The following is a 19,528-nucleotide window of genomic DNA, read 5'->3' on the forward strand; positions in this document are numbered from 1 at the left end:
GTTAGTAATGAAATCAGCAAAAATATTCATATCAACACTTTTCATCTTTTGTTTTGGGATAAAAACCAATGCACAATCTATAATCATTGATGATACAAAAAGTCCTCAAGAATTAATAGAAAAAGTATTGGTAAATAGTTCTTGCGCCTCAGTAATGAACCCTCTCACAAAAGGAGACGAACATACTCCAGGGCGCAATAGTTTTGCTTATTTTAATGCGGGTACAAGCAATTTCCCATTTAAAGAAGGTGTAGTACTTAGCACTTGGACTAGTGAGAACTCCATTGGGCCTTTAATTAAAGATGATGGTGGTGGTGGAAACAGCTTATGGCTGGGAGATTCTGATTTGGATCAAATATTAGGCATTAAATCTATAAATGCTACAGTTTTAGAATTTGATTTTTCACCATTAACCAATTTTATAAGCTTCAATTATATTTTTGCGTCTAATGAATACCAAAATGTGTATCCATGTTATTATTCTGATGGCTTTGCCTTCCTAATAAAAGAAAAAGGCAGCAGTGAACCTTATAAAAATTTAGCAGTATTACCAAACACTACTATACCAGTTTCATCTATGACTGTTCGCCCAAAAGTTGAACCAGTTACAGATAATAAAGGCAATGTCATTCCTGGATGCCCTGCTGTAAATGAGACTTATTTTAATGGTTTAAACACTATAGGTACAGGCGCTACAAATTACGCAGGACAAACTATTGTAATGAAATCCGAAACCAATGTAGTTGCTGGAAAAACGTATCATATAAAATTGGTTATTGCCGATGATAGAAACGTATATTATGATTCAGCTATTTTCCTTGAAGCCGGAAGCTTTACTTCAAAAATAGATTTAGGAGAAGACCGAGAATCTAGTACAAATAATCCGTTATGTTATGGAGACGAATTAGTACTAGATACAAAACTTTTTTCTCCTCCTGGTTCAAAATACGTTTACGAATGGTACAAAGACGGTGTCAAAAACAACACAGCTACAGATCCAACATATACTGTTAAAGAAGCTGGAACATACAGAGTAAATGTTTTAATGGCTCCTTCTACATGTACCGCATCTGATGAAATAAAAATTGAATATGCACCAGAAATCACTGTTACAAATACCACATTAATTCAATGTGATATTGACTCTGATAATAGTACTACGTTTAATCTAACCAAAGTTGACGCAATAATAAAAAACAACAATCCAGATCTAAGCATTGTCTATTATAAATCGTTAGCAGATGCTCAAGCAAAATTAAATCCAATTGTAGATCCTAAAAACTATATCAATAGCTCCCCTACAGAAACTATTCATGCAAGAGTTGAAAATAAAAATGGCTGTCCTAAGTATGCAGAGCTCCAATTAAAAATATCAGATAACATCATTCTTCCACAAAATCCTATTGCAGTTTGCGATCAAGATACTGATGGACTGTATGAATTTAATTTGAATACTGAAGTTACACCACAAATCTTAAATGGCTTACCTTCTGGTTTATTGGTCAATTATTACTTAAGCGAAAGCAATGCAATTACTGAAACTAACGCTGTATCCAATAATTTCAAAAATACAATTGCTTTTAACCAAACCATATATGCGCGCATTATTAATGGTCCAGATTGTTACGCTGTAATTCCAATTGAATTAATAGTCAATGTATTTAACCCTCCTAATTTTGATTCTGAAACTGCCTACCTATGTAAAGACTCAGTAATTGATTTATCTGTTGCAACTGGATTTGAAAGCTATAATTGGAGCACAGGATCTGCTTCCAACACAATTGCTGTAAATACTGTTGGAACATATTCCGTTACAGTAACAGATATAAATGGTTGTGAAAAAACTAAGAAATTTAATGTTGTTGCCTCAGATGTGGCTACAATTACTGGAACTCAAATTAAAGATTTTTCAGCAAATGAAAATTCAGTTTTAGTAGAATATACTGGAATTGGAAATTATGAATTCTCTTTAGATGGTTCAAATTACCAAGACGATCCTTTATTCAGAGGAGTTCTTGCTGGAATTTACAAAGCATACGCAAGAGATAAAAATGGTTGCGGAGCAACTATATCATCAATCTTTTATGTTCTTGATTACCCTCGATTCTTAACTCCTAACGGAGACGGACACAATGATACTTGGAAAATTAAAAACCTAGATCAAATGCCTGATTATTCCATCTCTATTTTTGATCGTTATGGAAAATTATTAAAACAGATGAACGCTACTAACATAGGATGGGATGGAACTTATGCTGGCCGTGATCTTCCTTCTGATGATTATTGGTTTACTTTAAAATTTGAAGACGGGAAAGAAGTCAAAGGTCATTTTAGTTTAAAAAGATAACAATCAAATAATTTGGGCTTATTCCTTACTTTCTAAGTTCCATAAAAACAATATTCATTCAAAAATACAAGTCATAAAAAAAGCCATTCACTGTGTGAATGGCTTTTTTAAAACTATATAAGATCTTATTAGATTTTAAATCTTTTTCTATCAGTTTCAGTCAAATAGATTTTTCTCAAACGAATAGATTTTGGTGTAACCTCTACATATTCATCTTTTTGAATGTACTCTAAAGCTTCCTCTAATGAGAAAATAATTGGAGGAATGATTCTTGCTTTATCATCATTTCCAGATGAACGAACGTTAGATTGTTTTTTCTCTTTAGTTACGTTTACACACATATCATCACCACGAGAATTTTCTCCAATAACTTGTCCTTCGTAAATTTCAGCATTTGGCTCAACAAAAAACTTACCACGATCTTGTAATTTATCAATAGAATAAGGAATAGCTTTTCCTTTTTCCATAGAGATCAAAGAACCTTTGTTACGTCCTGAAATTTCTCCTTTGTAAGGCTCGTATCCTATAAAACGGTGTGACATGATAGCTTCACCTGCAGTAGCAGTAAGTAATTGATTACGCAATCCAATAATTCCACGAGATGGAATATTAAATTTAATAATCATACGCTCACCTTTAGTTTCCATACTCAACATTTCTCCTTTACGAAGTGTAACGAATTCAACCGCTCTACCTGAAAGATTTTCTGGTAAGTCGATTGTTAATTCCTCAATTGGCTCACACTTTTTACCATCAACTTCTTTGATGATAACTTGTGGTTGACCAATTTGTAATTCATATCCTTCTCTTCTCATTGTTTCAATAAGAACAGATAAGTGAAGTACACCACGACCAAAAACCATGAATTTATCAGCAGAATCAGTTTCACCTAACTTCATAGCTAAGTTTTTCTCTAATTCTTTTGTCAATCTTTCTCTGATATGACGAGAAGTTACAAATTTACCCTCTTTACCAAAGAAAGGAGAGTCATTAATTGTAAACAACATACTCATAGTAGGCTCATCAATAGCAATAGAAGCTAACCCTTCTGGTTTTTCGTGATCTGCAATAGTGTCACCAATTTCAAAACCTTCAACACCAACTATAGCACAGATATCACCTGCAATAACTTGTTCTACTTTTTTACGTCCAAGACCTTCAAAAGTATGTAATTCTTTGATTCTTGATTTTATTACAGTACCATCTCTTTTTACTAAAGAGATTGGCATACCTTCTTTTAGAATACCTCTTTCAAGACGACCAATAGCGATACGACCTGTAAATGCAGAGAAATCTAAAGATGTAATCAACATTTGTGGAGTTCCTTCTGAAACTTTAGGAGCAGGAACATTAGCAATTACCATATCTAGTAAAGGCTCTATGTTTTCTGTTTGATTTCTGAAATCATCAGACATCCAGTTATTTTTAGCTGATCCATAAACAGTTGGGAAATCCAATTGTTCTTCTGAAGCACCTAATTCAAACATTAAGTCAAAAACTTTTTCATGTACTTCTTCTGGAGTACAGTTTTCTTTATCAACTTTATTGATAACAACGCATGGCTTCAAACCTAAGTCGATTGCCTTTTGTAATACAAAACGAGTTTGTGGCATTGGCCCTTCAAAAGCATCTACTAGCAAACATACACCATCGGCCATGTTTAGTACACGTTCTACTTCACCACCAAAATCGGCGTGACCAGGGGTGTCAATAATATTGATTTTTGTTCCTTTGTATTGAACTGAAACGTTTTTAGAAGTAATAGTAATACCTCTCTCGCGTTCTAAATCATTATTATCAAGAATTAAATCACCTGTGTTTTCGTTGTCACGAAATAACTGACAGTGATACATAATTTTATCAACCAAAGTGGTTTTACCGTGATCGACGTGGGCAATAATTGCAATATTTCTAATAGATTCCATCTGAGATTTTTAATGGGTGCAAAGGTACACTTTATTTTGATAAAAAAATATATTTAAGCAATAGTTTACATATTCTTAACTGATTACACCTAAAAACTACATTAAAATCAAGCGTTTTAAATATCTTATAATTGATGTTTAATAATTTGGTAATTATTAATTATATTTGAGTAATGAAAAACAAAACCAATCAAATTACATTAATTTACTTTGTCATTTCTCTATTTTTGGCAATCATTTGTCATAAATATCTACTTAACAATATCTCAAATACTCAATATTACTATTTCAGTTTTATAAAAGATCTTGTTTTCATTATTTTAACTGGCCTACTCTACCGATATATCCTATCAAAAAATGACGCCAGAAACATTACTGTATTCGAAAAACTAAAAAAATCGAATGACGAAATTAAAGAATCAAACGAAAAATATAACATAGTTGCCAAAGCAACTAGTGACACAATTTGGGACTGGAAAATCCAAGAAGACAGCATCACTTGGAACAAAGGAATCGAAAACATTTTTGGATATAAACAAGAAGAAGTTGGCGACAGCTCGAGATGGTGGTTTGACAAAATTCATCCCGAAGACAGCATCAGAATGTCAGTAAAACTATATTCATTTATAGAACAAAAAACTGAAAAATGGCAAGATCAATATCGTTTTAGATGTGCAGATGCTACTTATAAATATGTTCTCCACCGAAGTTTTCTCTTAAAAGACGAAAATGGGAGAGCCATCAGAATGATTGGAGCAATACAAGATATAACAAAACAAAAAGAAGAAGAACAACGACTAAAACTACTTGAAACTGTAATCACTCAATCTCGAGATTCAATACTAATTACCGAAGCCGATTCGCATGACGGTAAGATTCCTCAAATTGTATATGTAAATCCATCTTTTTCAAAAATGTCTGGATACCAATCTGAAGAAATCGTTGGTAAATCTCCTAATATCTTTAAAGGCCCTAAATCCGATTCTAGTGAACTCCGAAAACTCATAAAAGCAATAAAAAACAAAGAAGAGTGCTTAATAGAAACTATTAGCTATACCAAAAGCAAAGATGAATATTGGGTACGCTACTCCATGATACCTATCTTTAATTCCGAAAATGAGGTTTCTCACTGGATATCAATACAAAGAGATATAACAGAAGAGAAAAAACTTGAAAAAGAAAAAGAACACCTTATTAGAGAACTAACTCAAAACAACAAAGATTTAAAACAATTCTCTTATATAACATCACACAATCTTAGATCCCCCCTATCAAACCTAACCGGATTATTAAATCTTATAGAAGATATTCCGATTGAAAACGAAGAACTAAAAGAAATACTAAACGGATTCAATAAGTCCACCCACTTATTAAACGAAACCATCAATGATTTAGTAAAAGTTATCATAATCAAAGACAACCCATCAATTCAAAAAGAAGAGGTTTTACTAAATGAAGTTTTCGAAAATGTATTCAACCAACTAAGCTTTCAAATCGAATTACACAAACCTATAATAAAATTAAATTTTGAAAAAGTAGCCGTTTTAAACATCAACAAAGCCTACATAGAAAGCATATTATTAAACCTACTTACCAATTCCATTAAATACAGATCTGAAGATCGCAAATTAAAAATCACTATTTCAGCCAATCAAATCGAAGACAGGATAATACTAACTTTTAAAGACAACGGAATTGGAATTGATCTTGAAAGAAACAGAGATAAAGTTTTTGGACTTTATCAAAGATTCCACAATTACCCCGACAGCAAAGGACTTGGATTATACCTAGTAAAATCTCAAGTAGAAACAATGGGAGGAACAATTAGTATAGACAGCGAGGTTAACAAAGGAACCTCATTTACTCTAATATTTAAAAACAAATAAAATGTTTGACCAGATTTTATGCATAGACGACGACCCCATAGCACTAATGTTATGTAAAAAAGTAATCACAAAAGCTGAGTTTTCCAAAGAAATAACAACAGCTCAAAACGGAGAAGAAGCTTTATTATACTTCAATACTCTTAAATACAACACCAAACCCACTGATCTTAACGATAAGAAACCACGACTTATTTTCCTAGATCTAAACATGCCTGTAATGGGAGGCTGGGAATTTTTAGACCACTTTTCCACATCAAACTACTCAGACTTCAACAACACCAACGTAATCATACTATCTTCCACAATTGACCCTGAAGACCTAGAAAAGGCAAAAAACTATCCAATGATACTTGATTTCCTTTCAAAACCCATCACACTACAAATGCTAGAATACATAAAAAACAAGATGAGCGTTTAAACAAAAAACCTCTTAATAATTATCAATTAATCATTAAGAGGTTTTTTTATAGAGCACAAAAAAAGCCCTCAAAAAGAGGGCTTTTTATATATTTTAGGCAAATTGTTTTAATTACAATTTAGCTACTAGCTTAGTTAATTTAGATTTTAAATTAGAAGCTTTGTTATCATGAATGATATTTTTCTTAGCTAATTTATCAATCATAGAAATTACAGTTGATAATTTTGAAGTAGCATCTTGCTTATCAGTAGCTATTCTTAACGCTTTTATAGCATTACGAGTAGTCTTATGTTGGTATCTGTTAAGAACTCTTCTTTTTTCGTTACTTCTTATTCTTTTTAATGCTGACTTATGATTTGCCATTTTTTTTTAAATTTTAGAGATAATAATTATAAATACTAGTTAAAAAAGAAAAGCCTCCCACAATTGTAAAACAATCACTTTAGCTTTAACTAATAAAACAAAAACCGAGACACCAGTTTTTATTTTACAAAACTTATTCACAACTAATTCTTGTAGTCCGTAAGGGAATCGAACCCCTGTTACCAGGACGAAATCCTGAAGTCCTAACCCCTAGACGAACGGACCAGTATTCTTCTAAGTTTTTTTTCAATCTTAAATGAGAATTGAATTAGTAGCCCGTAGCGGAATCGAACCGCTCTTACATGGATGAAAACCATGCGTCCTAACCGATAGACGAACGGGCCATTTTATTATTCAATCTTCAAATAACTTTTAACACGCAAAAAAAGTAGTAGCCCGTAGCGGAATCGAACCGCTCTTACATGGATGAAAACCATGCGTCCTAACCGATAGACGAACGGGCCTGCTTCCCTAATGCGGATGCAAAGATACATCTATTTTTGAGTTCTACAATAGCTAAAGCAAAAAAAATAAAAAAATTTAATATGCCTTAGCAAACAGCACTCTTCTAGAAGAAGAATTACCAGTAAACACACAGCTTCCCGCCTCTTCTACTCCATCCAAAGGAACGCATCTAATCGTTGCCTTTGTCAAGTCTTTGATCTTCTCTTCTGTAGCCATAGTTCCGTCCCAATGTGCTGATACAAAACCACCTTTATTCTCTAAAACCTCTTTAAATTCTTCAAAACTATTTACTTCGGTAATATGCGAATTACGATAATCCAATGCTTTATTATACAAATCAGCTTGAATTTGAGTCAATAAATCATTTACATAAGTAACAATTCCATCTTTCGAAACTATTTCTTTTGTCAACGTATCTCTTCTTGCAATTTCAAAAGTTCCGTTTTCTAAATCCTTAGGACCTACCGCAATTCTAATCGGCACTCCTTTTAATTCATATTCATTAAACTTAAACCCTGGCTTTTGTGTCGTTCTATCGTCATATTTCACAGCAATATTCAACTTTCTCAATTGAGAAACCAATTCATTAACCACAATCGAAATTTCTGCCAATTGCTCATCTGTTTTATGAATAGGAACTATCACCACTTGTATTGGAGCTAAATTTGGAGGCAAGACCAATCCTTTATCATCTGAATGTGTCATTACCAAAGCACCCATTAATCGAGTAGATACTCCCCAAGAAGTCCCCCAAACATATTCTTGCTTTCCTTCAGCATTAGCAAACTTCACATCAAATGCCTTTGCAAAATTCTGACCTAAGAAATGTGATGTCCCAGCTTGTAACGCTTTTCCATCCTGCATTAATGCTTCAATACAATAAGTCTCTTCAGCACCTGCAAATCGTTCTGATTCTGTCTTAAGTCCTTTTACAACTGGAATCGCCATAAAGCCTTCAACAAACTCCGCATATACATTCATCATTTTCTCTGACTCTTCAATAGCTTCATCTTTTGTAGCATGAGCCGTATGCCCTTCTTGCCATAAAAATTCAGCCGTTCTTAAAAACAGTCGAGTTCTCATCTCCCAACGAACTACATTTGCCCATTGATTGATTAATAAAGGTAAATCACGATAAGATTGTACCCATCCTTTATATGTAGACCATATAATAGCTTCACTTGTTGGACGAACGATTAACTCTTCCTCTAACTTAGCATTAGGATCAACCATTAATTTTCCAGGTTTATCCGGATCATTCTTTAATCTATAATGTGTTACAATAGCACACTCTTTTGCAAATCCTTCGGCATTTTTCTCTTCTGCCTCAAACATGCTCTTAGGAACAAATAATGGAAAATAGGCATTCTGATGCCCTGTTTCTTTAAATTTTCGATCTAACTCAGCCTGCATTTTTTCCCAAATAGCATATCCGTACGGCTTAATAACCATACATCCTCTAACTCCTGAATTCTCGGCTAAATCCGCTTTTACAACCAGCTCGTTATACCATTTTGAATAATCTTCTGATCTTGTAGTAAGGTTCTTACTCATATTGAATAGTTTGGCACAAATTTTGTTTAACTTATTTTAACTAAATAGTTTCACAAAACTAACTATTTTTGTATTGTCCAACAATAAAAAACCCACAGATATGAAAACTAATATTTTTTCCCAAAAAAACACAGTACTTTTTTCAACAATAGCGCTACTGTGTTTGCTAGTAACTTCATGTGGTTCTTATCAAAATAGCTCTTATTATGACAACGATGGAATATATGGAGCATCATCTAATAATTACACTGAAAGAATTACTACAACTGGCACCAATAATCAATATAAAGATTATTTCAGATCCCTACAAAGCAATGACGAACCTACTGAAATCTTCACAAATGTTGACAATTACGGTTCTTACAATGAATCTGATGACAATGTAGCTAGTTCAAGCATTAGCTATCCTGCTTGGGGAAGCAATGTTCAAGACGTTTCTGTAAATATATACCCAAATACTTGGGGATTATCTTTTGGCCTAGGATGGGGTTACCCATATTATGGTGGTTTCGGATATGGATACGGCGGATACGGTGGATATTATGGTTCAGGATGGGGTTATCCTTATTATGGTGGCGGACTTGGATGGGGCTACCCTTCTTACTATCCATATTACGGATACAGACCTTATTACGGATACCGCAACAACTATAATTACTCATACAACGCTGGTCGCAGAGGTGCTATGTACAACAACGGTGTAAATCGCAACAATTACTACTCTAATAGAAGTTACTCTAGAAACTCTGACTACTCTGTAAACAGAAGAGGAAGCAGTAATATGAACTATACTGACAGAAGAAGTAGTACTCAAAACTCAAATTTCACAAACAGAAGAGGAAGCAGTAACACCAACTATACAGATTACAGAAGAAACGATTCATATAATAATACAACAAGAAGCAACAACGGTAATTATAACTACACCAGAAGAGATCAATCTTCAAACAGTACTTATAACCCGACACGTAGAAACCCAGCATCTGGTTCACAAAACAACACTTATACACCAACACGTAGAGATAACAGCAACAATAATAGCTATGCACCTAGCAGAAGCTACAACCCTAGCAACTCTTCAAGTGCCCCAACAAGATCCTATACCCCTAGCTCATCAGGTCGTTCATATGATGCCAGTGGTGGAGGCAGATCTTCTGGCGGTGGTGGCGGAGGAAGATCTTCTGGCGGTGGAAGAAGATAACCTACATCTTCTTTAAAATGAACTAAAAATTTATCTGAATTATGAAAAAGTACATATTCCTAATCCTTACTGGACTAACTATTAATGCAGCACATTCTCAGGATATTTCTGACGCAATGCGCTATTCTCAAGACAACTTAAACGGAACAGCTCGTTTCCGCGCTATGGGAGGTGCATTTGGAGCACTTGGTGGTGATTTATCTTCATTAAACGTTAACCCAGCTGGTTCTGCAGTATTTGCAAATAACCAATTTGGAGTAACATTAAGCAATTACAACACTAAGAATAATTCCAATTATTTCGGAACAAAAACTAAGGAAAAAGAAAATTCTTTTATACTGAATCAAGCCGGTGGAGTTATGGTTTTCAAGGATTCATACTCAAGCAGTAACTGGAAAAAATTGTCTGTAGGAGTTAATTACGAAAACACTAACAACTACAATAACGATATATTCTCTTCCGGAGTAAACCCAACGAATTCTATAGATAAATATTTTTTAAGCTATGCTAATACTAGCAACGGTGGTGCGCCAGTACCACAAGAATATGTCAATACACAAAGTGGAGAATCCATAAGTCGTTTGTATCGCTATCTAGGTAGCAATTTCCCAAATTCTCAATATCCTGGGTTAAGTGGCTACGCTGCTCAACAAGCAATGATAGGATATCAAGGATTCATAATTAATCCAACTGATATAAATAACCCAAACAGTCCTTACTATTCACTTGTTCCAGCTGGAGGAAATTATTATCAAGAAAATGAAGTTCATACTAACGGGTACAATGGAAAACTATCTTTTAATGCTGCAACCTCATATAAAGACAAATTATTCATAGGAATAAACTTAAACTCTCATTTTGCAGATTACACGAGAAACACTAGTTTTTACGAAGACAACACTAACAATAACAGCGCAGTAGACCAAATAAATAGATTACGATTTGACAATCAGTTATACACTTACGGAAATGGATTTTCTTTTCAAGTAGGTGCCATTGCAAAAGTAACAGATCAAGTACGACTAGGTCTTGCCTATGAATCAAACACTTGGTATAAACTCTACGATGAAACCACACAGAAATTAGTATCTGTAACCAGCAATAACACTGGAGAACTACCTCCTACTATCGTTGACCCGCAAATTATTAATGTGTATGAATCATATAAACTGCAAACTCCTGGGAAATGGACTGCCAGTTTCGCATATATTTTTGGAAAAACTGGATTATTAAGTGTAGATTATGCCATTAAAGATTATGGTAATACCAAGTTCAAACCTACAAACGAATTTAGAGGTGCAAATACCACAATGAGCGACCAATTAACTAACAGCAGTGAAGTACGAGTTGGTGCCGAATACAAAATCAAACTACTAAGCCTAAGAGCTGGTTATAGATACGAACAAAGCCCATACAAGAACAGCTCTACTATGGGCGATTTAAATGGGTATTCTGGTGGTTTAGGATATAATTTTGGAGCAACTAAAGTAGACTTAGCTTACTCTTATGCAAAAAGAAACTCTCAACAAGCTTTCTTTAATCAAGGATTCACAGATGGCGCTAATATCAATACAAAGTTTAGCAATGTTTCATTAACTATGTTATTTGAATTATAATCAAACACTAACTAACACACAAATTAAATCCGTCTGATTCTTATCAAGACGGATTTTTTTTAGCCCTGCTAGAAGCGTCATCCTTTTTCCCTTCGCCATAGCAAACAGAAAAGATATAGCATACAGCAAGGTTCCGATAACTATCGGAAAGCTCCTAAATCCAACAATAACAACTTCAGAAAAAAGAAGGAATCATGGTGTTTCTAGGAATAAAAAATGTAATTTTGCACTCCAATTTATAAAAGTATGAGAACCAAGTCTTTAAAAAAGAATAAAATCAACGTAATCACTCTTGGGTGTTCGAAAAATGTATATGATAGTGAAGTACTTATGGGCCAACTTCGCGCTAACGGAAAAGAAGTAACACATGAAGCTCCTGCTGCAGAGGAAGGTAATATTATTGTTATAAACACTTGTGGTTTTATTGATAATGCTAAAGCAGAGTCGGTAAACATGATTTTAGAGTATGCTGACAAAAAAGAAAAAGGAATAGTAGACAAAGTTTTTGTGACAGGATGTCTATCTGAACGTTACAGACCTGATTTAGAAAAAGAAATCCCAAATGTGGATCAATTCTTTGGTACAACTGAGTTGCCTCAATTACTAAAAGCATTGGGTGCTGATTACAAGCATGAATTATTAGGAGAGCGTTTAACAACTACTCCAAAAAATTACGCTTATTTAAAAATTGCTGAAGGTTGCGATAGACCTTGTAGTTTTTGTGCGATTCCTCTTATGCGTGGAAAACACGTATCACAAACCATTGAAAAACTGGTTAAAGAATCAGAAGGATTAGCCAAAAATGGTGTAAAAGAATTGATTTTGATTGCTCAAGATTTGACTTATTATGGTCTTGATATATATAAGAAAAGAAATTTAGCTGAGCTACTTGAAGCTTTAGTAAAAGTAGAAGGTATTGAATGGATTCGTTTACATTACGCCTTCCCTACTGGTTTCCCTATGGATGTTCTAGAGGTTATGAAACGCGAACCTAAGATTTGTAACTATATTGATATTCCATTGCAACACATTTCTAATTCGGTTTTAAAATCGATGCGTCGTGGAACAACTCAAGAAAAAACAACTCAATTACTAAAAGATTTCCGTAAAGCTGTTCCAGGAATGGCAATCAGAACTACTTTGATTGTGGGGTATCCAGGAGAAACTCAAGAGGACTTTAACATCCTTAAAGACTTTGTTCAGGAAATGAAATTTGACAGAATGGGTTGCTTTGCTTATTCACATGAAGAAAACACTCATGCTTACTTATTAGAAGATGACGTTCCTGATAATGTCAAACAAGATCGTGCTAACGAAATCATGGAATTACAATCTCAAATTTCATGGGATTTAAATCAAGAGAAAGTAGGACAAACTTTTAAATGTATCATTGACAGAAAAGAAGGTGCTCATTTTGTTGGAAGAACTGAATTTGATAGTCCTGATGTAGACAACGAAGTATTGATTGACGCATCTAAACATTATGTAAAAACTGGAGAATTTGTTAATATTAAAATAATAGAAGCTACAGAATTTGATTTATACGGAGAACCTGTTTAAATTTACATTACATTTTTTTGAATTTTTTATTTTAAAACATAAAACATGAAAACAATTCAAGCAGCAATAGTATTTGCATTTATCTTATTTTTTGCCAACCCCGTTTTTGCACAGTACGGAAATGGTTATGGAAACGGTTACGGTAACGGATATGGTGGCGGTGGCTACGGAGGAGGTAGAATGAATGGCGGGATGAGTCAAGGAATGGGTATGGGCCCAACTGCTAACACATCTAAACCAAAGGAAATCCCTGTAGAGGAAACTGTTGCCAAAATAATGGAAAACATGAAGCCTGAACTTAATCTTGATGCTCTTCAGGAAATTGCAGTATCAAATGTTTTAGTTGAAAGCTTAAAAGAGCAAGGAATACTTTTGAAAAACGAAAGTAGTAGCCAAGACGAAAAAATAAAACAAATCCAAGCTCTTTCTGAGGTAACAAATAAAAAAGTATCTGATTTTTTAAACCCAGATCAAAAGGAGAAGTATACTCTTTATATGGAGCAAATGAGAAATCAAAGCGGATCTAAAAAATCAAAGAAAAAGAAAAAGTAATTGTTTTCAAGAAACACAAAACAATTTTAAGACATGAAAAAGTATTTTTACTGTTTGACTATAGCAATTGCGATTACTTCTTGCTCAACTAATCCATATAAATCGAGCGAAAAAGTATACGACCAGCAGCTTAAGTCCCTTGAAGATAAGATTACAAGCAAGGAGGCACAACCTATACCACCCACTAGTACAACTATAAGTATAGACACTTCATACGCAAATCAGTTACATATTTACAAGGACTCACTTTCGCAAACTGGATCGACCTCGCTACAAAATGGAATTAATACACAATGGATAGGTACTGTAAATTTTAATTTACGTAAACCTAACTTTATAATTATTCACCATACAGCACAGGATTCTTTACAACAAACTGTAAATACGTTTACTAAAACAAAAACACAAGTAAGCGCTCATTATATTATCTCTCGAGATGGTAAAGTAGTTCAAATGCTAAATGATTATTTACGCGCTTGGCATGCTGGTAATTCTACTTGGGGAAAAAATACTGATCTTAATTCATCTTCATTAGGTATTGAACTTGACAACAACGGAGTAGAACCATTCTCTGAGACACAAATGAACAGTTTAATTGCTCTTTTGACGAGATTAAAAAAAGAATACAATGTTCCAACCCAAAATATTTTAGGTCATGCTGATATTGCACCTGGAAGAAAACAAGATCCAAGCAAGTTGTTCCCATGGAAAACCCTTGCTGGACTAGGATTTGGGATTTGGCAAGATGAGATATTAGAAGAAGCTCCGTTTGATTTTAGAATTGAGCCTGCATTGCGAGTTATTGGATACAATACTAAAAATCTAACAGCAGCAATTACAGCCTTTAAATTACATTATATCCAAACAGAAGTTGATGCTGTGTTAGATAGAAAAACAATAAATACTATTTATTCTATTTACAAAAAACAATAAGAAGCATTCCTCTTTATATTATATAAAAAAACACGTTTTAGAAAATTCTAAAACGTGTTTTTTTTGTTACAGAAATAAGTAAATAAAAAACTGCCAAAACAATAGTATGTTTTGACAGTTCAAAAAAAAAAAAAAATATCAATCTTAATATCTTAAAAAGAATAGGTAGCGGCGACTAATGCGAAGACCATCTTGCCAGTTGGGGCAGAATTACTATCAAGAAAAACATCTTCTGAAGCACTATCTAATCTTATCTCTGGAATTATCGTCATATTTCCAACTTTGTAATTAAGTGATACGGTATTAGCAAAAATACTTGAACCCGCAACTACACCTAAGCCTGCAGCAGCATTTTTTGCATCAAAATATTCCATTCTATAAGCCAATCCAAGATTAGCTTTAAACTTATAATAAAGATATCCTACTAATGAGAACCACTCTCCATCAAGATTGTTATCAAAATCATTTGTTGTTTTTGCATAAGTTCCATTAAATCCCAAAGAAAACATATCATTAATTGTCTTCGTCCCAACAAAATCAAATTGTGTTTTATTATCACCTGTTGGCACCACTGTCGTGCCAGGAGTGGGATTTGTACTTCCAGATGTAAAATTCAAATAAGCACTTCCAGTGTCAGCAATATAAGCCAATTGCCCAACATAAGTCTTTTGGCTGGAACCGGCTTCCATCGCCGATTTGAAATCAGTGGGATTTGTAATACCCAACATAGCACTAAAATTACCATTTACGTATTGTGCCTTAACACCTGTATTAAAAAAAGGTCCATAAGAAAACGCATAGGACATACTGTAATTTTTATTATCAACAGCATCCAATAATTCATATCCAATATGGGTACCAAAACTACCTGCTGTTACAGAAAAACTATCTGATAAATCATACTTAAGAAATAATTGTTTTATTAAAAAAGAAGGCTCATTATTATTATACTCATTATAAGAGAACTCTGTAGCCCGTGTTCCAAATCCTAAATCTACAAAAGCGGAAGCTTTTCCAAACTTGTGTGAAGCCTCAAGAGAAACCATTCCTAGTTCAAATGAATCTTGAGAATTAGTAAAACTGGTTAAACCGTTTTGTTGTTTAGAAAAATCATATTTGTAATAAATATCTGCCGACCCTCCAAAAATTGTCACTGGAGCAGTCGTTTCTTTATCTTCTTGGGCAAAAGCAAAAGAACTAGTCAACATCAAAGCTAAAATATGTATTACTCTTTTCATGTTTTAAATGGTTTGATTAATAATTGGTTTGGTTATTTTTTATGAATGCCATTTATATTCTATATAATATCAAAGAACTGCAGTACTGATTTATACCAATAAATAGCCTTGGTAAAACATGTTTCTGAAGCGAATTTATTAACTTTTATATTAGATAATCTTATAAAACTTATTTTTTTAGCTTCATTTAGAAAGAATTATGGATTACAAAAATTACCATAGCCAATTATCATTATTTTACATTTTAGACGTCCATTTTTAAAAAAATCAACAACCATTAAAATTGCAAAAATCAAATTAAAAACAAAAACAAAACAAAACACCCTAAAAAAAATAGGGTTGCAAAAATAAAAAACAAACAAAAAATAAATTATACCCCATAAAAAATACAGTTAATGATTATTTTAAAATAAAAACAGAAACAAACCATAAAAACAAGTAGCTACTAAACAAGAAAAAACATTTGCTTAACAATTCTTACAAAAATAAAAAACACATCTCCCTTCTATAACCCGACAAAACAAACGAAATGGAACACTCTAAAAAGTAAAAAATAGCACCATAGACACAACACAGTAACACAACTACAAAACACTTCATTTAAGCCGTTAAAAAAGTAGAAGAATCCCAAAAGAAAAGATTTTACTTTCAAAATAATCTAAAAGCACAAAAAAAAGTCCCAATCCGAAATTCGGATTGGGACTTTAGTAAATTTATTTAAAGCTAACTATTTCTTAGCTAAAGCAGCACTCATTTCCATTGAAATTGCAGAACGCTCCATCTTCAATTTTCCAGACATTGTTTCGATAACTACAGTTGTTTCTGCTAGCTCTGAAACTTTTCCATGAAGACCACTTTTTGTTATAATTTTATCACCTACTTTTAGGCTACTTTCAAATTCTTTTTCATTTTTTGCACGTTTTTGCTGTGGTCTAATCATAAAGAAATAGATCACCACAAACATTAATAGAAACGGTGCAAATTGAGTTAATTGTTCCATAATTTAAATTCTGTTTTTATTTAATAATTATTACATTAAACCACGACCAGCTTTAATCATTTTTTTGCTAGCCTCTAGTTCTTTCACAAGATTATCTAAAATCCCGTTGATAAAAATACTACTTTTTGGAGTAGAATACTCTTTTGCAATTTCTAAATATTCGTTAAGAGTTACTTTTACAGGAATTGAAGGGAATTTTAAAAACTCACAAATTGCCATTTTTAAAATAATTGTATCTATTTCTGCAATACGATCACTATCCCAATTTGGCGTTTTATCTACATATTCTTTAGCAAATTCAGATTCGTTTAATACTGTTTTTCTAAACAAGTCTTTTACAAAATCTCTATCCTCGTTGTCTTTATACAATTTCGGAACTCTAAAATTATCATCTTCACCATCTGTAATCGCTTTTAACTGCTTGATAATATGCGTGTTTACCACAGGAATATCATCTACCCAAGTAAGCTTATCATCTTCAAGATACTCGTATAATTTTTCATTAGGAACGATTACTTCCGTGAATAAATCAACAATAAACTGTTTGTCTTCTTCAAATGTATTAACAGCATTACTCATGTATTTCGCATACTGCTTACTTGCTTTAATATCATTAAGTAATAGTAAAATATAATCGTCATTTAATGTCCAATTATTGATTTTACGGTTTTCTAATGCTATACTAAGTGAATTATTCTCAGCGAGAATTTGAAAAATAGCATTCTTAATAAATTTTTCGTTTGGATTACGCTCTTGAGGAGTTGCAAGATGTTTTTTGCTTGATAAGTGTAAATAGATTGTCTCTTTTTTACAAATTTCGATTAACGAAGAAACCATCACAAGATATAAATCCTGAATATTATCAATACTATAAAAAAGAAATTTTTCTTCTTTTTCAAGATTATCAGAACCGTTTTGATGCATCGCATAAATGGACTGCATTACTTTAACGCGTATGTGTCTTCTATTTACCACCTTGTAAGAACATTTTAAAAATTAGTTTGCAAAAATAAGAATTTCATGCCTGATAATAAAATTTATACCCAATTTATTTAAGAATAATATTAGAGTAACTATCAGCCTTTACTGGTGTAAAAAAAATCTCAGTTTTCAATTTCAGTATGCACTTAAGAACTGAAACCAAAAACTGAGACTCAAACTAAACCTGACAGGGTTTTATTTTTTACTATTCTCGATTTTTCTTAAATCTATACGATTTTGAGCAATCGTTAATGCAGCATGATGTGTAGTCATACCGTTTTTGATAGCATAATCAAAAATTTCAAGTGTTGTATTGTAGATATTTTCTGTTTTACGCATGATTTCAGCTTTATCATAATGCTCTAATTCTGCATAAACATTAATAATTCCACCTGCATTAATCAAGAAATCTGGAGCATATAAAATTCCTCTTTCTTTTAATATTGCACCATGAACATTTTCGTTTGCTAATTGGTTATTAGCTGCACCAGCAATAACTTTAGCTTTTATTTTATTTACAGTTGCATCATTCAATACTGCTCCCATTGCACATGGCGCATAAACATCAACATCTGCACTATACAAATCATCTCCAGCAAAAATAGTCGCTCCATATTTTGCAGCTACTTCGTATAATTTTTCTTCGTTGATATCTGTGATAGTAACTATAGCTCCTTCTTTAGTTAAATACTCAACCAAAGCCTCACCTACGTGACCAATTCCTTGTACCAATACTTTTTTACCAGCCAAATTATCAGAACCAAACTGTTGTTTTACAGCAGCTTTCATTCCTAAAAACACACCGTAAGCAGTAACTGGCGATGGGTTACCTGAACCACCTCTTTCTTCAGAAATTCCAGTAACATAAGGAGTAACATCTCTTACGATGTCCATATCCCTAGTTTCCATTCCAACATCTTCGGCAGTAATATATCTTCCGCTTAAAGAATGTACAAACTCACCAAACTTACGCATCAATTCAGGTGTTTTTTGAGTTTTAGCATCACCAATAATAACGGCTTTACCTCCACCAATATTCAATCCTGTAATAGCTGATTTGTATGTCATACCTCTAGAAAGACGCAAAACATCGTTTAATGCTTCCCATTCGTTTGCATAATTAAACATTCTTGTTCCTCCTAAAGCTGGTCCCATAACTGAATTATGAATACCAATAATTGCTTTTAAACCTGTATCTTTGTCATTACAAAATACAATTTGTTCGTGATCATCAAATGATAGTTGACCAAAAACGGGATCCATTTTTTGAAGTTCCTTTCCAGTTGCAAAAGCTGCATTCATAGCAAATAATTTTTGTTAGTTAAAATTACGAATTTGTCAAAAAGACATTTCAAATTTATACAAAAAATATACATACAGCATTTTTTTAATTAAAAAATAACAATCTAACAATTGAATATTTTTTAATAAACATATTGAAAATCGTCCAAAAACGACAATAATCAACAAAACAAGCTCATTTCAACAC

15 protein-coding genes and 3 tRNA genes are annotated in these 19,528 nt (G+C 33.0%); 8 read left to right on the forward strand and 10 right to left on the reverse strand.

What is annotated here, in order from left to right; all coding sequences use genetic code 11:
* Positions 1 to 7 precede the first annotated feature (7 nt).
* Positions 8 to 2,347, forward strand: a complete 2,340-nt coding sequence (locus LNQ49_RS07160) for a T9SS type B sorting domain-containing protein (RefSeq protein WP_229987992.1) — start codon at positions 8 to 10, stop codon at positions 2,345 to 2,347.
* 128 nt (positions 2,348 to 2,475) lie between these two features.
* Here the strand turns inward: LNQ49_RS07160 and typA are convergent, their stop codons facing one another.
* Positions 2,476 to 4,272, reverse strand: coding sequence for a translational GTPase TypA (gene typA / locus LNQ49_RS07165; protein WP_229987993.1), 1,797 nt, complete (start codon positions 4,270 to 4,272; stop codon positions 2,476 to 2,478).
* Between the two features lie 173 nt (positions 4,273 to 4,445).
* On the opposite strand from typA, the gene LNQ49_RS07170 reads away from it, so the two are divergent.
* Complete coding sequence (locus tag LNQ49_RS07170; RefSeq protein ID WP_229987994.1) at positions 4,446 to 6,158, forward strand: PAS domain-containing sensor histidine kinase; 1,713 nt, start codon at positions 4,446 to 4,448, stop codon at positions 6,156 to 6,158.
* A 1-nt stretch (position 6,159) separates the two neighbouring features.
* Positions 6,160 to 6,576 (forward strand): response regulator, encoded by a 417-nt coding sequence (locus tag LNQ49_RS07175; protein ID WP_229987995.1) that lies wholly within the window; start codon positions 6,160 to 6,162, stop codon positions 6,574 to 6,576.
* Positions 6,577 to 6,687: 111 nt separating this feature from the next.
* Here the strand turns inward: LNQ49_RS07175 and rpsT are convergent, their stop codons facing one another.
* The 5 genes from rpsT to proS form a co-directional block, all read right to left on the reverse strand.
* Positions 6,688 to 6,939 carry a 30S ribosomal protein S20 gene (gene rpsT, locus LNQ49_RS07180; protein ID WP_229987996.1) on the reverse strand — a complete coding sequence of 84 codons (252 nt, stop codon included), beginning with the start codon at positions 6,937 to 6,939 and terminating at the stop codon, positions 6,688 to 6,690.
* A gap of 153 nt (positions 6,940 to 7,092) precedes the next feature.
* Positions 7,093 to 7,164, reverse strand: a tRNA-Glu gene (locus LNQ49_RS07185).
* A gap of 47 nt (positions 7,165 to 7,211) precedes the next feature.
* A tRNA-Glu gene (locus tag LNQ49_RS07190) sits at positions 7,212 to 7,283 on the reverse strand.
* Between the two features lie 48 nt (positions 7,284 to 7,331).
* Positions 7,332 to 7,403, reverse strand: a tRNA-Glu gene (locus tag LNQ49_RS07195).
* A gap of 76 nt (positions 7,404 to 7,479) precedes the next feature.
* Positions 7,480 to 8,958, reverse strand: coding sequence for a proline--tRNA ligase (gene proS, locus LNQ49_RS07200; RefSeq protein ID WP_229987997.1), 1,479 nt, complete (start codon positions 8,956 to 8,958; stop codon positions 7,480 to 7,482).
* A gap of 100 nt (positions 8,959 to 9,058) precedes the next feature.
* Here proS and LNQ49_RS07205 point away from each other — a divergent pair, with 100 nt between their 5' ends.
* The 5 genes from LNQ49_RS07205 (at position 9,059) to LNQ49_RS07225 (ending at position 14,820) form a co-directional block, all read left to right on the forward strand.
* Entirely contained in the window at positions 9,059 to 10,159 is a 1,101-nt protein-coding gene (locus LNQ49_RS07205; protein ID WP_229987998.1) for a hypothetical protein, read from the forward strand.
* Positions 10,160 to 10,200: 41 nt separating this feature from the next.
* Positions 10,201 to 11,775 (forward strand): OmpP1/FadL family transporter, encoded by a 1,575-nt coding sequence (locus tag LNQ49_RS07210; RefSeq protein WP_229987999.1) that lies wholly within the window; start codon positions 10,201 to 10,203, stop codon positions 11,773 to 11,775.
* Between the two features lie 246 nt (positions 11,776 to 12,021).
* Positions 12,022 to 13,335 (forward strand): 30S ribosomal protein S12 methylthiotransferase RimO, encoded by a 1,314-nt coding sequence (gene rimO / locus LNQ49_RS07215; RefSeq protein ID WP_229988000.1) that lies wholly within the window; start codon positions 12,022 to 12,024, stop codon positions 13,333 to 13,335.
* Positions 13,336 to 13,380: 45 nt separating this feature from the next.
* Entirely contained in the window at positions 13,381 to 13,887 is a 507-nt protein-coding gene (locus LNQ49_RS07220; protein ID WP_229988001.1) for a hypothetical protein, read from the forward strand.
* Between the two features lie 33 nt (positions 13,888 to 13,920).
* Positions 13,921 to 14,820 (forward strand): N-acetylmuramoyl-L-alanine amidase, encoded by a 900-nt coding sequence (locus LNQ49_RS07225; RefSeq protein WP_229988002.1) that lies wholly within the window; start codon positions 13,921 to 13,923, stop codon positions 14,818 to 14,820.
* 152 nt (positions 14,821 to 14,972) lie between these two features.
* Here the strand turns inward: LNQ49_RS07225 and LNQ49_RS07230 are convergent, their stop codons facing one another.
* From LNQ49_RS07230 to LNQ49_RS07245, 4 genes are all read right to left on the reverse strand, one after another.
* Complete coding sequence (locus LNQ49_RS07230) at positions 14,973 to 16,058, reverse strand: outer membrane beta-barrel protein (protein WP_229988003.1); 1,086 nt, start codon at positions 16,056 to 16,058, stop codon at positions 14,973 to 14,975.
* A gap of 727 nt (positions 16,059 to 16,785) precedes the next feature.
* Positions 16,786 to 17,058 (reverse strand): preprotein translocase subunit YajC, encoded by a 273-nt coding sequence (gene yajC, locus LNQ49_RS07235; RefSeq protein ID WP_039115484.1) that lies wholly within the window; start codon positions 17,056 to 17,058, stop codon positions 16,786 to 16,788.
* Positions 17,059 to 17,088: 30 nt separating this feature from the next.
* On the reverse strand, positions 17,089 to 18,000 hold the full coding sequence (nusB, locus tag LNQ49_RS07240; protein ID WP_229991320.1) for a transcription antitermination factor NusB: 912 nt from the start codon (positions 17,998 to 18,000) through the stop codon (positions 17,089 to 17,091).
* 234 nt (positions 18,001 to 18,234) lie between these two features.
* Positions 18,235 to 19,341, reverse strand: coding sequence for a Glu/Leu/Phe/Val family dehydrogenase (locus LNQ49_RS07245; RefSeq protein WP_305070219.1), 1,107 nt, complete (start codon positions 19,339 to 19,341; stop codon positions 18,235 to 18,237).
* Positions 19,342 to 19,528 lie beyond the last annotated feature (187 nt).

This window comes from Flavobacterium pisciphilum, assembly GCF_020905345.1.
GTDB lineage: Bacteria > Bacteroidota > Bacteroidia > Flavobacteriales > Flavobacteriaceae > Flavobacterium > Flavobacterium pisciphilum.